This window comes from Alsobacter soli (assembly GCF_003004785.1).
Taxonomy (GTDB): Bacteria; Pseudomonadota; Alphaproteobacteria; order Rhizobiales; family Beijerinckiaceae; genus Alsobacter; species Alsobacter soli.
The window spans coordinates 24,485-42,339 of sequence record NZ_PVZS01000031.1 but is presented as its reverse complement, the minus strand read 5'-3'; the positions used below and the strand labels follow the sequence as shown (position 1 = coordinate 42,339).

Sequence of the window (17,855 nt, the reverse complement as noted above, 5' to 3'; positions counted from 1 at the left end):
TCGCCTAATCGCGCGCGCGGATCGGCTACGCTAGGGCGGTGTGGCGGGGGCCTCACGTCAGGCGTGTCGACTGGCCCGGTTTGCATCTGCAGGCGCGTTATGGGCCGCGCTAGGCTGCGCCTCACCGCCGATTGAGCGGAACTGCGTTGGAGAGATCACTCGCCCGGCATAGAGGTGCCACCCAATGACGGCCCAACAGAGAACGCGGAACCTGTTCCAATCCCCAGCCCAGACGGTGCGGCCCAACTGCCGCGCCACATCAGCAGCCACGAAAGGCAGGGCACAACGTGAATATTTTCTACAAAATCGAATCCTATTTCGCAGCATGTAAAATTCAGCAAGCAATGATTGCTTTCCGATGTCTTCGGTGCCGATCGATGCCCCAACCCGGTGCCGCACGATCGAATTTTGTGCAAACCCCAGTTTGAACCTCCCTTTTGCCCGAAATGCCCACTCGACTTCCTCCCAAAACAAAAAATAACTTTCCTCCATTAAACCTACTGCATCGATCATCTCGCGAGAGACCAACATGGAAGCTCCGCTGACATAGCTGAGTTGTCGCTCCACATTCGCACGATCACAGGGGGACGAAGAGAGGGATCCCATGCCGATGGCGAAGCTACGGCCCTTGAGGGGGCTGTAACAGCCTCCCGCCAGATTTTGGACGCGATCGGGACGGTCATAATAGACAAGCTTGGAACCGCACATGCCGATGCGGGAATCCTCGTCGAACCGCGCCTGCAAGTGTGCGAGCGCATCCGGGGCGACCTCTGTGTCGTTATTTAGAACCCAGAAATATGCGAATGGGCCAGCCCATGCATAGCGGATTCCGCAATTGTTGCCGTGCGCATAGCCAAGATTGACGTTAAGCCCAAGGAGATGGATCTCATGCAGCTCGGGCGTCGGCAAGGCGTCGGGAGCCAGCAACTCGGGACCTGCCTCGATGAACCGCACCTCAGGACGGCCGTTTTGACGCCGCTCCGCATTCAAGACACACAGCCGCTCCCGGCCCCAGCGTTGCAGAACAGGTATCGAGTCATCCGGCGAAAAGTTGTCGACAACGATGATGCTGACCGGCCCGATAAGCTGCAGGCAAGACTCGATGCAGCTAATCGTATCCGTCACACCTTTATAGTTCAGAATGACGATGGCTGTTGCTTTCAGGGTAGAATCATGCAGATTTTCGACTTTCATGTCGAGCGCGCCTCGGATAGTACTACACAGAATGCGATGAATGATAGGAACTTGAACGTGAGTCGGATCGTCCTCATGTCAAAGGTCTGGCGATCAGGCACGGGCTGGTACGCACAGAGCTTAGCCAATGCGATTGCGCAAATCGGTCATGACATAACGTTTATATCTCCTCGAGCTTTGCCGGAAGAGCGTGAGCCCGCGGGACCGCACCTTATCAGGGTGTTCGTGCCGCGCGAACTCGTCTCGGAGGGATCGCGATTTCGAAAAGGGCTGGCGTCGCTTTGGCGCATCTTCGTTGGATCAGTCGCTGTGGCAAGGCGATGGCCTAGGACGACAAGCTATATCTTCACGATCCCGGAGCCGCTCCCGTTCACGCTCCCGTTGTTTCTGTATATCAGGGCCATGCGTGGCAGGCTGATATTCGTCGTTCATGACGTAGAACCTCATGCGTGGCGGTTTCGCGGTGGCCTTCGCCGACTGGAGGCAGGCGCTCATGCGCTGTCCTACCGCCTGGCGACGCATTTGGTCGTGCTTACCTCAGCCGCTAAGGCCCGCGCCGTAGCCCAGCACAATATAGACCCTGCCAAGATCACGGTTATCCCGCATGGAGCTTTTCCTTTAGCTGTGCAGACTCCAATGCCAGGGTCTCGCGTGCTCCTCTCCTTTGGTACAGTTCGGCGGAACAAGAATATCCTTGAGACAATCCGAGGCGTTCATCTCGCGCGTCGACGCGGGACGGACGTCAGGTTGCTAGTCGCCGGAGAGCCGCATCCGCACGAGCCCGACTACTGGCAGATTTGCAAAGAAGCCGCGGCCCTCGACCAGGACGCGATCCTTTTCGCAGACGGTTTCATTCCGGATGCGGAAGTCCCTCAGCTTCTCGCGCGTGTTGATGCGCTGGTGCTCGCCTATGCCGATTTTTCCTCCCAGAGCGGCGTCGCCGTTCTCGCGGGAGTTAACAATCGGCCCGTCATTGCGACCACGGCTGGAGGTCTGCAGGACCTGTTCGATCAAGGATTGGCCGGTGAACTGGTGGCGACCCCTGTGACCGCCGAGGCAATCGCGGACGCAATCGTCCGTTTCTACGAGGTTCCGGTGGAGACCTGGCAGGATCGGGCCGATGTAGCCGCCCAGTTGCTGCGTCGTGCATTGTCATGGGATAAGATCGGGGCCAGCTTCATCGCGCTGAGCGAACGATAACAAGTCAGTCGTTTATTGAGCCTGCTGACCGTTGAAGGGTGTGGCACCGGGAAGGCGATGGGTTAAGGCCGCCATCCCCGGTTGATCGATCGGCGGATCTGGCCATGGCTCATTCAGCGATATGGGGTCCAAGCGGAACAGGTAGTCCCTGGGCCACCAACCACCTGCTCCCCACCAGGCCCACCCCAGCCAGACATCCTGGTTCATCTCTAGGTAGGTGAGGAAAGCATCAACGGCCGCGACGCCGTCAGCGCTCCCTGGGCCAGCGAACTCGCCGCAGAATCCCTTTTTTCCGTGCTTGCGGGCCCAGGTAGTGAAATTGCGCAGGCCTTCGCCCCAGCCCTTCACCACTTCGGGTTTTTGACCAGCGCTGTATCGGTCAAAGTATTGGTGAACGTCGAACGCAAGATTGTCAGCCGGATCAGACACATTGAGCATCAGATCTAGGTTGTCATGACCCGGACGCCACGCTTCTGCGTTCCAGTCGTTGCCGTTCACAAGGATCAGATTGCTGGACCCCGTCGCGCGGATCGCGGCGATGGTCTCATTGTAAGACTTTACGAGGATTGCGGTCGATTGGTCATGCGGTTCGTTCATAAGTCCGAATAGCACATCTTTCCTATTTCCCCACCTCTCTGCGATTGCTTTCCACAAACCCGCAAGATGCCCGATCGTAACTCGCGTCCCGCTCTCGCCGATGATGTAAGTTATTCCGGCTTCAGTCCGACGGCTGTAATTGTGCAGGTCAAGAATGGTCCAAGCTTGAGCCGCGCTGATCTGCTCGATCATTCGCTCGATGCCGTCGACCATATCGGATGCCAAAGGGCCGCCGAGCTGTGGCTGAAGCAGTTCCCAACTGATGCATAGCCTCGCACAGTTCATACGCTTTTCGCGGAGATAATAGCGGACGACCTCCTTCCTGGGCCACTGGTCCCCGGGGTAGAATTCTTTGCCGGACAGATTGACGCCCCGCAAAAAAGGGGTCTTCTGCGACGGCCCGGACGAGGCCGTACGCCGCGTTAGGGCGAGGCCTCCCACGGCAAGGGCGCCGAGCAAGGGGCGGCGGGCGATCAATCGGCTCATATTACCTCGTGAGAGTTAAGGGCGGGCAGGCCCGCATGAGGCGCACTCGGTTAGCAGAGACCTCGAATCCTGACTTGGTTCCCGAGCGCCTGCATAAGACGCGATTGACTTGGAAAGCCGCCCTTTATCATTAAGCACTTGCCCAAGCCCTAGATGCGGTCCTCTAGGTTAGCTCAGTAGGCGCTCTGCGAGCGCAGCACCTCCCGTCCCGTGCGCAGCAGGATGCGCAGGTCGAGCCACAGGCTCCAGTTGTCGATGTACCAGAGGTCGTAGCGCACGCGGGCTTCCATGCTCTCGACGGTGGGGGTCTCGCCGCGCGAGCCGTTGACCTGCGCCCAGCCGGTCAGGCCGGGCTTCACGTGCCAGCGCTTGGCGTAGTTGGCGATCATCGCGTCGTAGAGATTGTCGTGGGCGACGGCGTGCGGCCGCGGGCCGACCAGCGACATGTCGCCACGCAGCACGTTGAAGAGTTGCGGCAGCTCGTCGAGGCTGGTGCGGCGGATGAAGGCCCCCACGCGGGTGATGCGCGGATCGCCGCGCTGGGCCTGGCGGATCACCGCCCCATCCTCCAGGACGAGCATGCTGCGGAACTTCAGGATGCTGAACTTCGCCCCGTTGAAGCCCTGCCGATGCTGCCGAAAGAGCACCGGACCGGGGCCTTCGAGCCGGATGGCGAGCGCGACCAGCAGCAGCAGGGGGCTGAGCACGAGCAGCCCGCCGGCGGCCACGAAGCAATCGAGGCAGCGCTTCTGGCGCTGCTCCCATTCGCTCAGCGGCGGCCGCTGCACCTCGAAGGCGACGGTGTGCCCGAGGACGGTCGAGGGACGCGCCAGCATGGCGGCCGCGGTCCCGACGGGGGTGAGCTTCACCGGCAACGGCAGGGCGCGCAGCACATGCCAGTGGTGGTTGAACGCCGCCAAGACGTCCCAGCTGGCGAAGACGAAAACCTCCTCGATCGGGTGGCCGCGCAGCTCCGCGGCGAAGGCCTTGAGGTCTTCGGAGAGCTTTGCGTCGTCTGCCCCGGTCTGAATGTGACGGCGCTCGACGGGATCGTAGCCCAGGCTCCTCAGCTTCCGGGTCGCCTCATCCTGGGTGGCTTCCCCTATCGTCAGCAGGGCGACGCGGCGCAGCCGAAAGGCATCACGCTCTAGCGCCCGTTCGGCGCCGATCCGCCATGCGAGGCGGTTGGCCACGAGCAGGCCATAGCCGCCGAACATGAAGCAGAACACGGCCCCGCGCGACAGCGAGGCGCCGAACTTCAGGGCGAAGCCGACGACGATGAGCAGGCAGCAGACCCCGCCCCAGATCACCGTCAGGCTGGCGAGCTGCTTGTAGAAGCGCATCAGACTGCGGGGCTCGTAGAGGCCGCGGCTGTGCATGGCGGTGCCGAACAGAGCCGCGGTGGCGAGCGCAATGGCGAGATAGGGGGCCGAAGCGACGCCCTGGCCCAAGACGGAGAGATGATAGCCTTCCGCGCCGGCGTAGGCGGCGGCCAAGATCAGCATCGAGTCGAGGGTGGCGACGACCGCCCCAATCGACTGAAACCGCAGAGGCGCCACCCAGTGACGAGCGCCTTCGATGCCGCTGGATGCTACCGCCTGTTTCGCTGCCGCGTCCATGACTGCCCCCCCGGCGTCTCCACTCAGCCGGGAATTAACACAACCTTATCTAAATTTGTAGTGGCCGTCTTATCGCACGCGACCCGGTTTTTGAGTCAGGCTTAATCAGCGCCTCGCGCACCCAGCACATTCTTTCTGCGAAACCCAGTTGTTCTACATAGCTTGCCTTGGCTTTTGCCATTCAAACACCTTCAGGACGTTCCTCTGGGTCCTTCCGAGGGTACTTACCTATGCCGGCATTGGCATCCCTTGCCAGCCTCGACCGTGATTAGCTCTTGGATGCGACAGTGTGCCTCAGTCGCGAAGGACTGGCCGCCCCGAGCCTGACCTGGGACAGCTGGTAGCTATTGACCGCACCGCCCTTGCGCGCTCCGTCGAGAGTTCGAACCGCCCTGCGGCGTGAGCTCGGCGTATCCAACGCCGCACGGTGCAGTCCCAGAGGTGATACAAAAATATCAGGGCAGCGACAATTAAGCAGTGCGCATTCCATCGGGCGAGCGCAGGAAGCAAGAATCAGACACGCTCCGGGCGACCTCATCGGAAGTTGCACATGGCATTAACCTTGGTGGTTGCAAGCGTCGCCGGAGCGTTAGTCGGCGGTGCCACAGGGGCTCTGCTCTCTGGCCTCACATGGTCCATCACCAGCGTCCTTATCGGCAGCAATATGCTGGCCGTCGCAGCGGCGGCGATGCTACACCTCCAAGCTTGTCACCGCTTGTCGGCGAGCCTCCTCCGGGCTGGCTGAAATGCGGGTGCACCCGTAGCGGCCGATTATCGCGAGCTCAAAAGCCGTTGCTAAGAAGCTGATCTTCTCGGGATAAGGCTGTTGGGCCTAATCGGCCAAAAGCGCGGGGCCTTGCCTCCCTGCAGGCGCAGCAAGAACATGGTCTCGTGGTTGCCCGTGAAGGACGCGATCGGATCAGCGCCGCCCCGGCCTTCTGGCGCTTGATCAGGGCGTCTGAACGGACTGCGGCCCTCGGTCGATGTAGTCACCGAGCGCCACCACGAAGTGCTGCCGGACAGGGCGCATCAGAAGGTCGGCGTCGATGCGGGCAAGCTGTGCCGACAGGAGGTCGGCTCGGCCGTGAATGTCTCCGATCGCATAACGCGGACGCCGTCTGGCATGCGGGCCGCGACCTTTTCCGGGGCGCGCCATCCTGCAGCACGCGGACCGCTCGGCCTCGGCTTGGCGCCTTCACCAGACCGGCGGTCAACCGGTGGACGCTGCGGCCCTGCCGCGTTGGAGCCAGCGATCGACCATTCCTCGTCCGGGCCTGGGAGCTTCAATTTCGCTCGCGCGAGCACACATCATCTTTGCGGGTGAAAATCAACAAACCGTCATCGCTTTAACGTGCGAACGGGCGCTCGGCTTACAGGAAATGGAGCCGGGAGCCCTCCAGCACCAGGCAAGTCAGCACCCCCGTGATGTAGGCGCCGGTGTCGAGATTGATGCGGTTGCTGCGCACTTCGGGTCGGCCCACGGGCGTATGGCCGTGAACGACGATGCGGCCGAAGCCGCCGCTCCAGTCGAGGAACTCGTTGCGGATCCACAGCAGGTCCTCGAGCGACTGCTCCGCCAAAGGCGCCTGGGGCCGAACGCCGGCATGGACGAAGAAATAGTCGCCGACCTCCCGGTGGGTCGGCAACGTGCGCAGGAAGGTCACGTGATCGGCCGGCACGGCCTCCTGGCAACGCCGGGTGAAGCTGATCTCCTCGTCCAGGCTGTGGAAGAGCCGAGGAGCCGCTAGACCATAGGACAGCAGCGTCTCGGCTCCCCCCATCTCGCGCCAATGCTGCAGCGTCAGATCCCCGTCGAGAAAACGCAGGAAGAGCTCCTCGTGGTTGCCCGCCAGGGCTTCCAGGCAGCCGCCTCGCCGCCTCGCCAGGATGAGCCCGATCACGTCGCGGGCGCGCGGACCGCGGTCCACATAATCGCCGAGCAGGATCTCCACGTGACTGGCGGCCGGGCGAGCGGCCAGATCAGCGTCGATGGCCGCGAACTTCTCCGCCAGCAGATCGGCGCGCCCGTGCACGTCGCCCATGGCATAGACGCGCAGGCCCGGCGGGAGCGCGGCCCCAGCGGGCGCCTGAAGCGGCTGATTGGCGGGAGCATGGTGGTGTTCCCACTGCGCCTGGGCGTAGCTTTTCGGACGGGTCTGCTGTCCCTGCCTGCCGCGCCATCGGGCCACCCAATCGCGAAACACGACGCCTCTCTAGCCTCATCGCCCATCCAGGCGGCGAGCGCGAAAACGCAATGTCGCGATCCGCTCGCCCGGGTCGCCGCATCATGGTCCGCAACGCGAGCGAGGACAACACGCGCCCGGCCCCCGGGTCATCGCGGCGGACGCCGTCAGGCTCGCTCAGGTCGAAGGCAAGGCCTGGGTTCAGATAGTGGCCTTGTCCTCCACGCAGGGCGCGCGCGCCGCCATTTCCAGCACGACGGCCAGACAAGCCAAGTTGAAGATCAGGATGTCCATGGCGATTGCTCCAGCATGTATTTCCCTGATTCAAGCGCTCCAGCGCGCAGAAGTTCCAAACCACATAGGCGCGATGCCAAAACAGAATACATGCAGTGCCTTTGGTTGACGGCGGTTCGAGGCCGCACGACCGTGCCCGCAATGTGGCCATTACTTGGCCCCTCCGCCCCAAAGTCGCTCAATTATGTTCGGGGCGCTCGGTTTTGCGGGCCGAGGCGCGACTGAGCCAGGCCCCCACCTTCGCGCCCGGGCGGCTGCCGGGGCCTTCTCCCGTTTTGAGCCGGCACGCCTCTTGAGAAGGGACGACGCGAAGCCAACGCGGAGTTCCCGTATGACCGATCTTCAAACATTTGCGTCTCACAACGACGCGCAGCCTCTCGTGCGGAAGCTCGCGGCCCCGCTAATCCTGACGGCCTGCGGCCTGATCCAGGCGGCCTGGCTCGGCTTCCTCGGCTGGGGCGTCTACACGCTGGCGATGCTCGTCTTCGGTTGAAGCCTTCGACCCTCCTCGATGGAAGCTGTCCTTGCCGGGGGGGGGGCGGGCTTCGATCCGCTCTCACGCTGCCGGGCTGGGTGAGTCGAGGCCTGAGGCGCTGCGCATCGCGCCGGCTGGCCAGGCACGCGAAACTCCTTGCCCTAAGCACGTGGTCGCGCTCGCAGGCCGGCGCTCGACCATCTTCCTGCAGCACAGGAGCTTTGTGTCAGCGCGCATTTTTGCGGCCCGGCTTTTTGGACGCTGGCGCCGGGGCAGCCGTGGGAGCTGGCGCCCGATCAAGGCGTTGCATCGCTACGCCGCGCGCCTGGAAGCCGGGTCAAGCCATGTCCCCTTGCAGCGCCCCTGCTGCGAGCCGCCGAGCGCACCGGCCCAGTTGGCCCGCTCGGCGCCGGGGCGACGCGCTTATATGGAAGGAATGGTCTGAAGAGTCCTGTTCCACGAGGAATGGGCAGTTCACAACGCGAATGCTATCCGGGCGCTCCCCGGCCCTTCAACGGAAAGCCCGCCCTTGGGAGGCGGACTTCCGAAGGTGGGTCGCCGGCTTTCGCGCCCGGACGGGCTGCTGGGGGTCACCGAACGGCGGCTGCGACCTGACCTCGCATTCGCCTGGCTTTCGCGGCAGCCGCCTCGCCGTATTTCTTGGCGTAGTACGCGCCAACCGCGCCCGTCCCGGCAGACGTGCCGATGTGCGAGAGGGCAGCGACCCCTCCACCGACCACGGTTGCGCCTGCGGCTACGCCAAACCCGATCTGTCCAACCTTGGACCGCGCGATCTTGGCCGCCTCTCTGGCCAGCGGCTCCGCAGGCTTCAGCAATGAAATGTGCTTCGAAACCTCAGCGGCCTTGTCGTAAACCTTCCCGACCGCCCTGCCCACCGGGTGGGCGACCGACATGTAAGCCTTTCCGAAGTCCTTGGCCGAGCGCTCGGGATGTGACACGACCTTGCCGACCGTTTTCGCGGCGTCGCTGACGGTGCGCCCGGGATGGGTGACGACGTTGCCGGCAGATTTGATAGCCTTGCCGAGGTTGATCTTGGGAAGGCCGAAGGCCATGGACGGGGCCGAGCTGGCGGCCATGGCGACTGTGGCGAACGCGACAGCGGCGATGAACTTGGCGTATTTCATGTTGCTCTCCTTGTGCGTTTGCTTGACGATGCACAAAGGATAGCGAGCCTGTTTCTTGCCGCTGTGGCGTTACTCACAACCACCACTTACAGCGAGACTAGCTACAGGACTAAACTTCGAGATCTAGACTTTGCGCGGCTCGAACCTCGCGCGAGCCCTGTCGACGGAGCTTTCCCATGCGCCTCCATGGTCTGATCGTCGCGACTGGCCTTTTGTCGGTGGGGTCAGCGTCGAACACCTGGGCGGAACAGTTCACGCTCAGGTGCCAGGATGACCCGTATTGGGTCATGCCCGATCCTGCTCGCAAGCCGGACCAGATAACCATCACCTACGCTGGAGCCGATACCGGTACGCTGACTGTGAATGCGCCCTACGGTGAGTTCACGCTTCACGCCACAATGGGGCGATCCAAGCAGTCAACGCCGCGCCTGAACAACGGCGTCCCCTACACGCTGGTCGGCATCAACGCCCACGGCCCAGCGCAGGTCGTGATGCCAGATAAGACGGCGATCGAGACCTGCACCAAGGCTGCTCTCAAGCCCGAGGAGTTCGCCGACAAGGACGTGGCCTCGATGGCGATGATCGGCTGCATGGCCAGGGCGAAGCGGAGTTCCGGCCCCGTGCCAGTCGACGCCCTGATCAGGGTCGCCGTGATGGAGACGGCGCCTGGGCAGCGCGAGGTGTCGGGCGTCACCTACATCCGCACCTTGGCGGAGCCGACGAGTCTGCCGGCGGGCAAGATCACACTTGAGTCTTCGCCGGACTGCGAGCTCACGCCTGGTGGCGGGTAAGGTCGAATTGATCCGCGCTGCACTGCATCTTTGTGGCGCACAGCTTTCTGGCGCACAGCGGACCGTGCGTTCTCATGCCGAGCGGCTCCCACGGAGGACTGCCCGCAAGTTCTCAGGCTGCCACATTCCGTTTCAACCGACACGAACCGGCTCAGGCGGAATGCGACGGGGGGCTCCGCATGGCGGCCCAGTTCACACCATCTGCGCCCGACCGTCCGTCGAGAGACGGCCCTTGCTAGCGGCCGACCTTGCGACGCGGCTTCTCGGGCGCAGGCGAAGGCACAGGCGGGACGGCCGGCAACTGGCTTCGCAGGGCGTCAGCCATGACGTCCGCCTGCCTGTCCAGGTTGGCCGGCCGGTGAAGACGCCGCCACGCGACGACCATGGCCGCAAACAGGATCGCGAAGGCGTTGGCGCCCAGCACCATGCACCAGAGCGCTCCGCCGACCCCGAAAGCCAGGTAGCCGACAAGCCCGCCGACAGCGCCGCCGAATATGCCCCAGATGGCCAGTCCCGCGCCCATGCGCCCTCTAGATTCGTGAGCCCCAGCAAAGATGGCGGCAGAATCTGTTCGTATTGGGTTAACCGGCGAAGGGCCGGCGAGGATCCCGAAAGGCCGAGCCAGTGAAGAGCCTGCGGACCCCGATCATCGTCTTCGTCAGTGCGTGTCCTGGCGGCGAAAGCGGGAAGCCCTGGCGCGAAGGGCGATCATGTCGCGTCGGCCGCTGCCCGTCGACGATGAGGACGAGGGATGAGCCGGCCCTTGCAGCCGGGACCTTGCAGCGGAAAAGCTGACGAGCGCCTGCGCCCGCCTTGGCCCTTGGCGCGCCAGCATTACGGGAGGAGTTCGATGCGGCTTCCGCCACTTTCCACGGCTACGGTCTGCTGGCGATCAACGATTTGCCGGAAGCAGCTTCGAAGCCGCTGATCCGATCCGCTTGTTCTCGCGTAGAAGCCCCCGTTTCGCGACGGTCGAAGGCGAAGGAAATGCCAAAGTTCAAGGTGGGCATGGTCATCACCGCCGGCGTTGTCGAGCTCATCGCCGAAATCGAAGCGCCGGACTTTCGAAGCGCCTGCCGTCAGGCGGCCGAGAGCAACGAGGACTTGCGATCAGGTTTTGACGAGGAGGCGCTGACCGTTGGCAGGAGGCGGCTCGTGAGCCTCGATGATTATTTCCGGGACGGGCCGCCCGCCACGATGCAATGAGTCAAACCCGCCGGCGGCTCAGGCTTCGTCCAAGGCGTCCGCGAAGGGCAGCCGAAGCACCCTGTTCCCGCAATCATCCAGAACATCGACCCGCCAGTCGCGTCGATTTTCGCCCTGATCGACGCCAGCTTGCCAGGCTCGCAAGGCGCGCCGGACCGCTTCGGCCCGAGCCTCCTCCAAATCGGCGCAATCGAGTCCTTCCGGGTCGGTGAAGCCCCGGCCGCCGACGAATCGGAAGAAGTAGAACGACATCGGCGTTGATTACGCGTGGTGGGAGGCGCCCGCAAAGGCCGGGTGCGTCTCGCGTTGCTTTATCCCGCATCTTATCCCTTATCCCGCATCCCTGGATGCGCCTTCGCCCGCGTCATCGCCTGCCCGCGCCGCGGCCTCGCTGGCCGCCAGTCGCTGCAGCAAAACCGTCCAATTGGGAGGACATGGTTCGCGAACGACCGTGTCGAAATCCCGATGGATCGTATCCCCCAGATGCTCCACGTCGCGCGTCAGGAAGCTGCGGCCCAGGTGCTCGCGCGCTCCGAAATTCGAGTTCCGCATCGCTCTTCTCCGTGTGTCTTAAAGCGGACAGTCAACGGAGGTTCCCGAGCTTCAAGCAGGCCAGAGCCGGCCCGGGGCAGCGTCATGCTGCGGCATCGGCGCGACATCGCTGCCTGTTTCGCTGGACGCCGCCGGGCGCCGGCGCCCGCTTCCACCGCGCCGAGCGCCCCGGGCGGAAGGCTGCCGTTGGTTACGCGTCGCCTACCCTCGTTCTACGTCTCTCCAGCCCTCGCGGAACGGCTCGCGCGCAAGCGCACTGACATTACAGTTTGGCAACCTCGCCAGGCGAATCGCCGTTCTCGAGCGTCGGAGACGGGACGCCGCCATGCAAGCCGCTATGCAAGAAGTGGACGCGTGCGCAGACGAGGCCGCGCTTTATTTCCGTTCAGTGGTGGCGGAAGCCGCAGCCGCGCTGGCGTGGGATGGCTTTGGCGCGATCTGTTTTCGGGACGTTCGCGCCGTGGCCCTGCTGCTCGACTTCGAAGGACAGGACGGGACCGCCTGCCTGGAGGCCGTGGTCATCGAGGGGCTCTTCGCCGGCGCCTCGCCAGCCCTGTGCGCCCACCGGCTCCTCACCATCTTCAGGAGCAAGCTGGCGAAGTAAAATGGGAAGCGAAGGTCGCGCAGTCCCTCCACCCGACCTTCGCCCCATCGAGAGGGCGTCCCGAAGGACTGAACGGTCCGCCAAGGTCAGAATACCGCGTTCGCCGGCGAGGGCTGTAGCAGCAAGATCACACCTCAGGATTCAAGACCACGCATTGTGACGGCGGCTCAGCTCGGGCGGACAGCATGCGCGCGCCCTCGTCCTGCGTCACGAAGCGCAGTCCGGCTTCGAGCGCGGCGTCGACGAACCGCGCCAGGTCGTCCGGGGCGCAGCCGTAAGGCGACGGCGCAGGGCTCACGTCATGCGTGAACACATGCAGCCAACTCCCCTCCTCCACCGCGCGCCGCAGCCACGCCCCGGGATCCTGGGGGCCCCGGTAGCGCTCGAGGCCAAAGGCCGACAGTTGCGCCAGATCGACCCGCCCCCGGTTCATGGCCTCTCGGATGCCGCGGCCGCTGGCGAAGCGGGCGGCGACGGCGCGCTTGGCGGCGAGCGAGACCTGTCCGAACGGATAGGCGAAGGATGCGACGCTGATCTCCCCCACGGCGTCGCGTAGAAAGGCCGCATTGCGCTCGAACTCGGCCTGGATCGCGCGAGCCGGCAGCCCTGACAGGTCCGCGTGCGTGAAGGTGTGGCAGGCGATCTCATGGCCGGCCTCGCGGACCGCCAGCAGGTCATCGCGGGTGAAGTAGTCCAGATCGCCAAGGCGACGGCCGCAGAAGCCCCCGCTCGTGAAATAGGTCGCCCTGACGCCGCGGCTCGCCAGCACGGGCCCCGCCACCGTCCAGGCGGACCGCGGCCAATCGTCGAAGGACAAGGTCGCCAGACGCGCCGGGCCGTCGAAACGGGCGATCTTGGCGGGGGAGGCCTGGACGAGGCGGACGCGCACGCCTTCAGCAAGACGAGACAGCATCGATCCCGCCGTAGCCTCTGGGAGCCGGATCGGAAGCCCCGTAGGCCGGGGCAGGCCTCAAGCCGAGCTTCTCGCGCAGGACGCCCACGTGAAAGCCGCCGCGAATGGCCGAGCGGCGCCAGGCGACCGGGTCGCCCGCCCGCAGCAGCCCCGACGCGAGCAGCCACAGCAGCTTGCAGGCCGCCGCCAAGGCGTGCGTGTTGGCGCCGTGGACGCGCGCGAAGACATGGCCATTGCGCAGGGCGCGCGTGAGCAGGTAGCGAAGCCCCAGGCGCCCTGCCGGGACGTCCTCCCGCACGATGGCGCCGACAGACAGCGCGAAGCGCGCCCCGGCCCGCTCCAGGCAGGCGAAGAAGGCCGTGTCTTCGCCGCCGGACCGACCGAAAGCAAGGTCGAAGCGAGCGCCGCATTGTTCCACGAGGCTCCGTCTGATCAGCACGTTGCCGCAATACGCGTTTCTGCCCAGCGTCAGGGGACAGCGCTCCCGGATGGAATGGAAATCGCCCCGCCTCTGCCAGTCGGCGGCTTCGGCGGGATAGCGCGCCAGGACAGGGCCGACGATCACGTCGGCGGATTCTCCTTGCCGCAACAGTGCGTCGAGCCAGCCCGCATCCGCAACCTCATCGTCATCGATAAAGGCGAGCCACTCGCCCTCGCTCGCGTCCAGGCAGGCGTTTCGCGCCAACGCGATATTGCCGGCCGGAACATGCACGTAACGGACGGGAAACGGCGCCTCGGCCCCAAACGCTTCGACAATGGGCCAGGCGGTGGGATGCAGGTTGTTGTCGGCCACCACCACCGCGATTGCGAGGCCCTCCTCCGTGTGCGCATCGAGCAGGGACCGCAGGGTCTCGCGCACGCTGCTGCGCCCGTAGGTGCACACGCAGATCGTCACGTCCGCATGCGCTCCACTTTCTCCCCCAACCATGGCCAGCCCCCGCTATGCCCGGAAATCAGTCTAACCCAGGTTGCGCATGTTAGCCGCCCTGAATTGACAGTCTCTTTCTCTCATCCCGTAAAGGGACGCGACTTTGATCGGGCGCAAAGACCAGAGCTGATCTGGGTTTCCAGGGAAGACACGCCCGGCCGGAGCAGGACGATTCGCTTCCTTCGCGGTTGCAGCTGGAGTTTGCAGCTGTCCCGCCGCGGCGAGAAGCAGCGCATCGCAGGAGGATCGCTTGAATCACGGCGGGCAGCCCCGTTGCGAATGACCACTCCTCCCCCGACTTTCGCACCCCGCCCGTTCAGCCAATCTGGCCTCATTCCGCACGCGGGACGATTTGACCGTCAGTTTGACCAGAAAGCCTGGCCGCCTGCCTATCCAGGCAGGCGGCGACCTGCAGCAGCAGATCGCGCTCCGCCGCGTCGGGGCGACGCTGCGCCTCGGCCCGCAGGGCGCCGGCCAGGTCGCCGGCCGTCACGCCGCCTCGCGGCGCCTCGTGCAGGAACCAGTTCAAGAGCGCCGCGGCCCGCGCCAGCTGCTCAGGCCGCGACAGGGAGAAGCCCGCGATCTCAACGACGCAACGCACGCAGTCCTCGACCACTCCGCTCCTCCCGCCAGCCATCACCCCGACGCGGCCCGCGCCGCCCGCCGCCTTAACGCGACAAGCCATCGCGGTGAACGCATTATTAACATTGTCAGATAATTGTTCGATCCATCCGCCTCGGAGAGAATGCCGCCATGTGGGTCACAGCCGTGCATCTCGCCTGCGCCACCGCCTTCCTCCTCCTGGCGCGCAAGGCTCCGAAGGCGCCGGCCGAGCGCACCACCATGCGCGCTCGCGGACGCTGAGCACGGGACGACGGCAGGCTGCGTCGCCAGGACGCCCACCCGAGCCATTCACGGCCGCGGGCATTTTCTTTAAAGAGATCTGGTGTAGACAGATCCCATCGTCCGGCGTTCGGCCCCGACGTCGCCCGCCAACGGGGCCGGTGAGACGCGCCGGGGCCGGTGGGCCGCGCCGGACCGGCGCAACTGCAACCGGCGACCTGGCCACTGGAATGATCGGGCGGCTGAAACGGATCGACTCGCGGAGCCTTCAATCCCATGTCCTTGCTCTTCAGCACGCCCGCACGCGGGGCAATGCTCCGGCGCGCGGCGCTGAGCCTCCTCACCGTCGCCTGGCTCGTCCCCGCTTCGGCGCGAGCCGCCGACGAGTACAGGATCCAGCCGGGCGACGGCCTCGAGATGGCGGTCGCCGGCTTCCCCGACCTGCGCCAGCGCGTGACGGTCAACGTCGACGGCGTGATCGCCGTGCCGGTGTTCGGCTCCTTCACGATCGCCGGCAAGACTCTGGCCGAGGCCTTGGCGCTGGTCCGGGACGCCGTTCCCAGCAAGGCCATCCACATGCGCACCCCCGACGGCCGCGACAACCTCTTCGCGGTCGAGGCGGGCGAGGTCAGCCTCGCGCTCGTCGACTACCGGCCGATCTATCTCAGAGGCGACGTCGCCAAGCCCGGCGAGCAGGCCTTCAGGCCGGGGCTGACCGTCCGTCAAGCTGTCTCCCTCGCGGGCGGCTACGACCTTGTCCGCTTCAGGGTCACCAACCCCTTTCTCGACGCGGCCGACCTGCGCAGCCAATACGAGAGCCTGTGGACCGACTACGCCCGCCAGCAACTTAGGGCGGCCCGGCTGCAGGCGGAACTCGACGGGCGCGACCTGATCGACACGAAGTCGCTGTTCCGGCCGCCGCTGCCGACCCCCGTGCTGGATCAGCTGACCGATCTCGAGCTCCAGCAGCTCAAGATCAACCAGCAGAACAACCGGGCCGAGACGGAGTATCTGCGCAAGGCGGCCGCCCAGGCCGAAACCTATGTCGGGCAGCTGAGCGAGCTGCAGCGCCAGCTCGCGGCGGGAACGGCCGCCCAGGCCGAAAACCTGAAGCGCATCCAGGCCGCCTTCGACAAGGGCCTCGCCGCCATCAACCGCATGACCGACGAGCAGCGCGCGCTGCTGGCGCAGTCCGACCGCACCCTCACCGTGGCCTCGGAGCTCACCAAGGCGCAAAAGAGCCTGCAGGAGGCCAGCCGGGACATCGACCGCACCGCCGACAAGCGCCGGACGCAGCTGCTCGCCGACCTGCAGGACGCCAAGGCGCGGATGGCCGCCCTGACCAGCTCCATCCAGGGCGTCAGCGACAAGCTGCTCTATGTCGGGTCGCTGCGCTCGCAGCTGGTGCGCGGCACCGGCAACCGCGTTCAGCTGCTGGTGTTCCGCAAGGGGCCCGACGGCAAGACGCAGCAGATCGCCGCCAATGAGGACGCGAGCCTCGTCCCGGGCGACGTGGTGGAGGTGGCGCTGCGCACCGAGGACGACTACGTGGCCGGCCCGAAACCGCGATAGGAGCGCGGCGCGCCCTTCTTGCCGCGCCTTTTCCCGTGCTGGCTCTTTCCCTTTGCGGCGCCCTCCCCTGCCCCGCTCGTCGCGCCCCTAGCGGCGCCGCGCCGAGGCGAGCCGCTCCAGCATTCGGCGGCACTCCGCCTCGTCGGCGAGCACCGCCGCGCGCGGGATCGCCTCGGCGCCGCGCCGCAGCTCCTGGTAGCGGTCGGGCGTCATGCCGGCCATCGCGGCGATGAGCGTCTCCTCCAGCGGCTCCTTGAGCATCAGGCCCGCCTGGCGCGCCTGCAGCCACGCCGCCGTCTCGACCCCGTCGAGGGCAATGGACGGGACGCCGTGCAGCCCACCCTCGTAGAGCCGATTGGGCAGCAGCCACGTGGAGTTGAGGCCCGCCTCGAAGAAGTCGATGGCCCAGGTGAAGTGGACCTGCCCATAGATCGCGGCGAGGTCCTCGGGGCTCTGGTAGCGCCCGTGAAAGCGCAGCCCGGGCGTCGCCGACACGATGTCGTCGAAGGGGCCGAGCTCCGTGTTCGCCCGCACCCCGCGGATGTCGATCTCCACCTGCCCCGGCAGGGCCAGCGCCAGCCGGCGCAGGGCCTCCAGGCTGCGGCGGCAGCGGATGACCCCAAACCAGCCGATGCGCCAGGGCGGCGCCGTGGCCGGACCGGGCACAAGCTTTACCTCCTGCGCGGCGGCGCCGAAGACCTTGTTCTCCACCAGGATCGTCGTCGGGTGGCGGGGCTGCCAGCGCGCGAGGTACTCGCGCTCGAAGGCCGGCGAGCTCACGACGATGCTGTCGACCCGGCTCAGCAGCGCGCGCTCGACGAGGCGCATGGCCGCGCCGCGCGGTCCCGGGGCCAGCATGGAGCGGTGCACATCCAGGAGTTCGTAGACGAGCCGCGCCCCCGGCGCATGGCGCGCGCGCGCCTGCGCCGCCAGCGGCAGCATCTCCAGCTGGCGCGCCATGAAGACGTCGTGGCCCGCCAGGGCTCCCGCCCAGGACCGGTGATCGAGGAGCCTGCGGGCGACCGCCATGGCCCGATGCCCCAACCTTCCGTCGAGCGTCTGGCCCAGGTCGACGGTCTTCAGCCCGGCGACCTCCGACGGCGCCGCCGGGGTGCGCCGGAACCCGAAGAGGGTGATGGAGGCGCCCGCCGCCCGAAACATCGCCACGCGCTTGCGGACGGCCGCGTCGGCCAGGTCGTGAACGAAATACGCAACCTTCATGTGTCATCCAACGTCATCGTCTGCCGGGGAAC

Annotated in this window: 18 protein-coding genes; 6 read left to right on the top strand and 12 right to left on the bottom strand. The window is 65.5% G+C overall.

Annotation, left to right across the window (positions count from 1 at the left end; translation table 11 throughout):
• Positions 1-57: 57 nt before the first annotated feature.
• Positions 58-1,194 (bottom strand): glycosyltransferase, encoded by a 1,137-nt coding sequence (locus SLNSH_RS20585; protein ID WP_106339517.1) that lies wholly within the window; start codon positions 1,192-1,194, stop codon positions 58-60.
• Between SLNSH_RS20585 and SLNSH_RS25670 the strand changes: the two genes are divergently transcribed.
• Complete coding sequence (locus SLNSH_RS25670; protein WP_158266841.1) at positions 1,174-2,394, top strand: glycosyltransferase; 1,221 nt, start codon at positions 1,174-1,176, stop codon at positions 2,392-2,394. The genes SLNSH_RS20585 and SLNSH_RS25670 overlap by 21 nt on opposite strands.
• A gap of 12 nt (positions 2,395-2,406) precedes the next feature.
• Here SLNSH_RS25670 and SLNSH_RS20575 read toward each other — a convergent pair whose 3' ends face one another.
• The 4 genes from SLNSH_RS20575 to SLNSH_RS20565 form a co-directional block, all read right to left on the bottom strand.
• The gene (locus SLNSH_RS20575) at positions 2,407-3,477 is read right to left on the bottom strand and encodes a glycoside hydrolase family 5 protein (RefSeq protein WP_106339485.1); all 1,071 of its coding nucleotides are present in this window, start codon (positions 3,475-3,477) and stop codon (positions 2,407-2,409) included.
• A 173-nt stretch (positions 3,478-3,650) separates the two neighbouring features.
• A complete protein-coding gene (locus tag SLNSH_RS20570) occupies positions 3,651-5,096 on the bottom strand; it encodes an undecaprenyl-phosphate glucose phosphotransferase (RefSeq protein WP_106339483.1) in 1,446 nt (481 codons plus the stop codon).
• A 949-nt stretch (positions 5,097-6,045) separates the two neighbouring features.
• A complete protein-coding gene (locus SLNSH_RS25665; RefSeq protein ID WP_342587870.1) occupies positions 6,046-6,252 on the bottom strand; it encodes a metallophosphoesterase in 207 nt (68 codons plus the stop codon).
• A 214-nt stretch (positions 6,253-6,466) separates the two neighbouring features.
• Positions 6,467-7,300 carry a metallophosphoesterase gene (locus SLNSH_RS20565; protein WP_245422429.1) on the bottom strand — a complete coding sequence of 278 codons (834 nt, stop codon included), beginning with the start codon at positions 7,298-7,300 and terminating at the stop codon, positions 6,467-6,469.
• Positions 7,301-7,904: 604 nt separating this feature from the next.
• Between SLNSH_RS20565 and SLNSH_RS24995 the strand changes: the two genes are divergently transcribed.
• Positions 7,905-8,066 carry a hypothetical protein gene (locus SLNSH_RS24995; RefSeq protein WP_158266840.1) on the top strand — a complete coding sequence of 54 codons (162 nt, stop codon included), beginning with the start codon at positions 7,905-7,907 and terminating at the stop codon, positions 8,064-8,066.
• A 572-nt stretch (positions 8,067-8,638) separates the two neighbouring features.
• Here SLNSH_RS24995 and SLNSH_RS20560 read toward each other — a convergent pair.
• Positions 8,639-9,193 (bottom strand): hypothetical protein, encoded by a 555-nt coding sequence (locus tag SLNSH_RS20560; protein ID WP_146140332.1) that lies wholly within the window; start codon positions 9,191-9,193, stop codon positions 8,639-8,641.
• Positions 9,194-9,369: 176 nt separating this feature from the next.
• On the opposite strand from SLNSH_RS20560, the gene SLNSH_RS20555 reads away from it, so the two are divergent.
• Positions 9,370-9,984 carry a hypothetical protein gene (locus tag SLNSH_RS20555; protein ID WP_106339479.1) on the top strand — a complete coding sequence of 205 codons (615 nt, stop codon included), beginning with the start codon at positions 9,370-9,372 and terminating at the stop codon, positions 9,982-9,984.
• A 235-nt stretch (positions 9,985-10,219) separates the two neighbouring features.
• Here the strand turns inward: SLNSH_RS20555 and SLNSH_RS20550 are convergent, their stop codons facing one another.
• Positions 10,220-10,507, bottom strand: coding sequence for a hypothetical protein (locus SLNSH_RS20550; RefSeq protein ID WP_106339477.1), 288 nt, complete (start codon positions 10,505-10,507; stop codon positions 10,220-10,222).
• A gap of 290 nt (positions 10,508-10,797) precedes the next feature.
• Here SLNSH_RS20550 and SLNSH_RS24685 point away from each other — a divergent pair, with 290 nt between their 5' ends.
• On the top strand, positions 10,798-11,190 hold the full coding sequence (locus SLNSH_RS24685; RefSeq protein ID WP_146140330.1) for a hypothetical protein: 393 nt from the start codon (positions 10,798-10,800) through the stop codon (positions 11,188-11,190).
• A gap of 18 nt (positions 11,191-11,208) precedes the next feature.
• Here SLNSH_RS24685 and SLNSH_RS20540 read toward each other — a convergent pair whose 3' ends face one another.
• A complete protein-coding gene (locus SLNSH_RS20540) occupies positions 11,209-11,442 on the bottom strand; it encodes a DUF6894 family protein (protein WP_106339473.1) in 234 nt (77 codons plus the stop codon).
• A gap of 625 nt (positions 11,443-12,067) precedes the next feature.
• On the opposite strand from SLNSH_RS20540, the gene SLNSH_RS20530 reads away from it, so the two are divergent.
• Complete coding sequence (locus SLNSH_RS20530; RefSeq protein WP_146140329.1) at positions 12,068-12,346, top strand: hypothetical protein; 279 nt, start codon at positions 12,068-12,070, stop codon at positions 12,344-12,346.
• A 127-nt stretch (positions 12,347-12,473) separates the two neighbouring features.
• On the opposite strand, the gene SLNSH_RS20525 is transcribed toward SLNSH_RS20530, so the two are convergent.
• From SLNSH_RS20525 to SLNSH_RS20515, 3 genes are all read right to left on the bottom strand, one after another.
• Positions 12,474-13,259 carry a polysaccharide deacetylase family protein gene (locus SLNSH_RS20525; protein ID WP_106339467.1) on the bottom strand — a complete coding sequence of 262 codons (786 nt, stop codon included), beginning with the start codon at positions 13,257-13,259 and terminating at the stop codon, positions 12,474-12,476.
• Positions 13,240-14,187, bottom strand: a complete 948-nt coding sequence (locus SLNSH_RS20520; RefSeq protein WP_106339465.1) for a glycosyltransferase family 2 protein — start codon at positions 14,185-14,187, stop codon at positions 13,240-13,242. The genes SLNSH_RS20525 and SLNSH_RS20520 overlap by 20 nt, the downstream gene beginning before the upstream one ends.
• Before the next feature lie 331 nt (positions 14,188-14,518).
• Positions 14,519-14,788 (bottom strand): hypothetical protein, encoded by a 270-nt coding sequence (locus SLNSH_RS20515; RefSeq protein ID WP_146140328.1) that lies wholly within the window; start codon positions 14,786-14,788, stop codon positions 14,519-14,521.
• A gap of 518 nt (positions 14,789-15,306) precedes the next feature.
• Here SLNSH_RS20515 and SLNSH_RS20510 point away from each other — a divergent pair.
• A complete protein-coding gene (locus SLNSH_RS20510) occupies positions 15,307-16,602 on the top strand; it encodes a polysaccharide biosynthesis/export family protein (protein WP_106339460.1) in 1,296 nt (431 codons plus the stop codon).
• An 87-nt stretch (positions 16,603-16,689) separates the two neighbouring features.
• On the opposite strand, the gene SLNSH_RS20505 is transcribed toward SLNSH_RS20510, so the two are convergent.
• A complete protein-coding gene (locus SLNSH_RS20505) occupies positions 16,690-17,823 on the bottom strand; it encodes a glycosyltransferase (RefSeq protein ID WP_106339458.1) in 1,134 nt (377 codons plus the stop codon).
• Between the last annotated feature and the right edge of the window lie 32 nt (positions 17,824-17,855).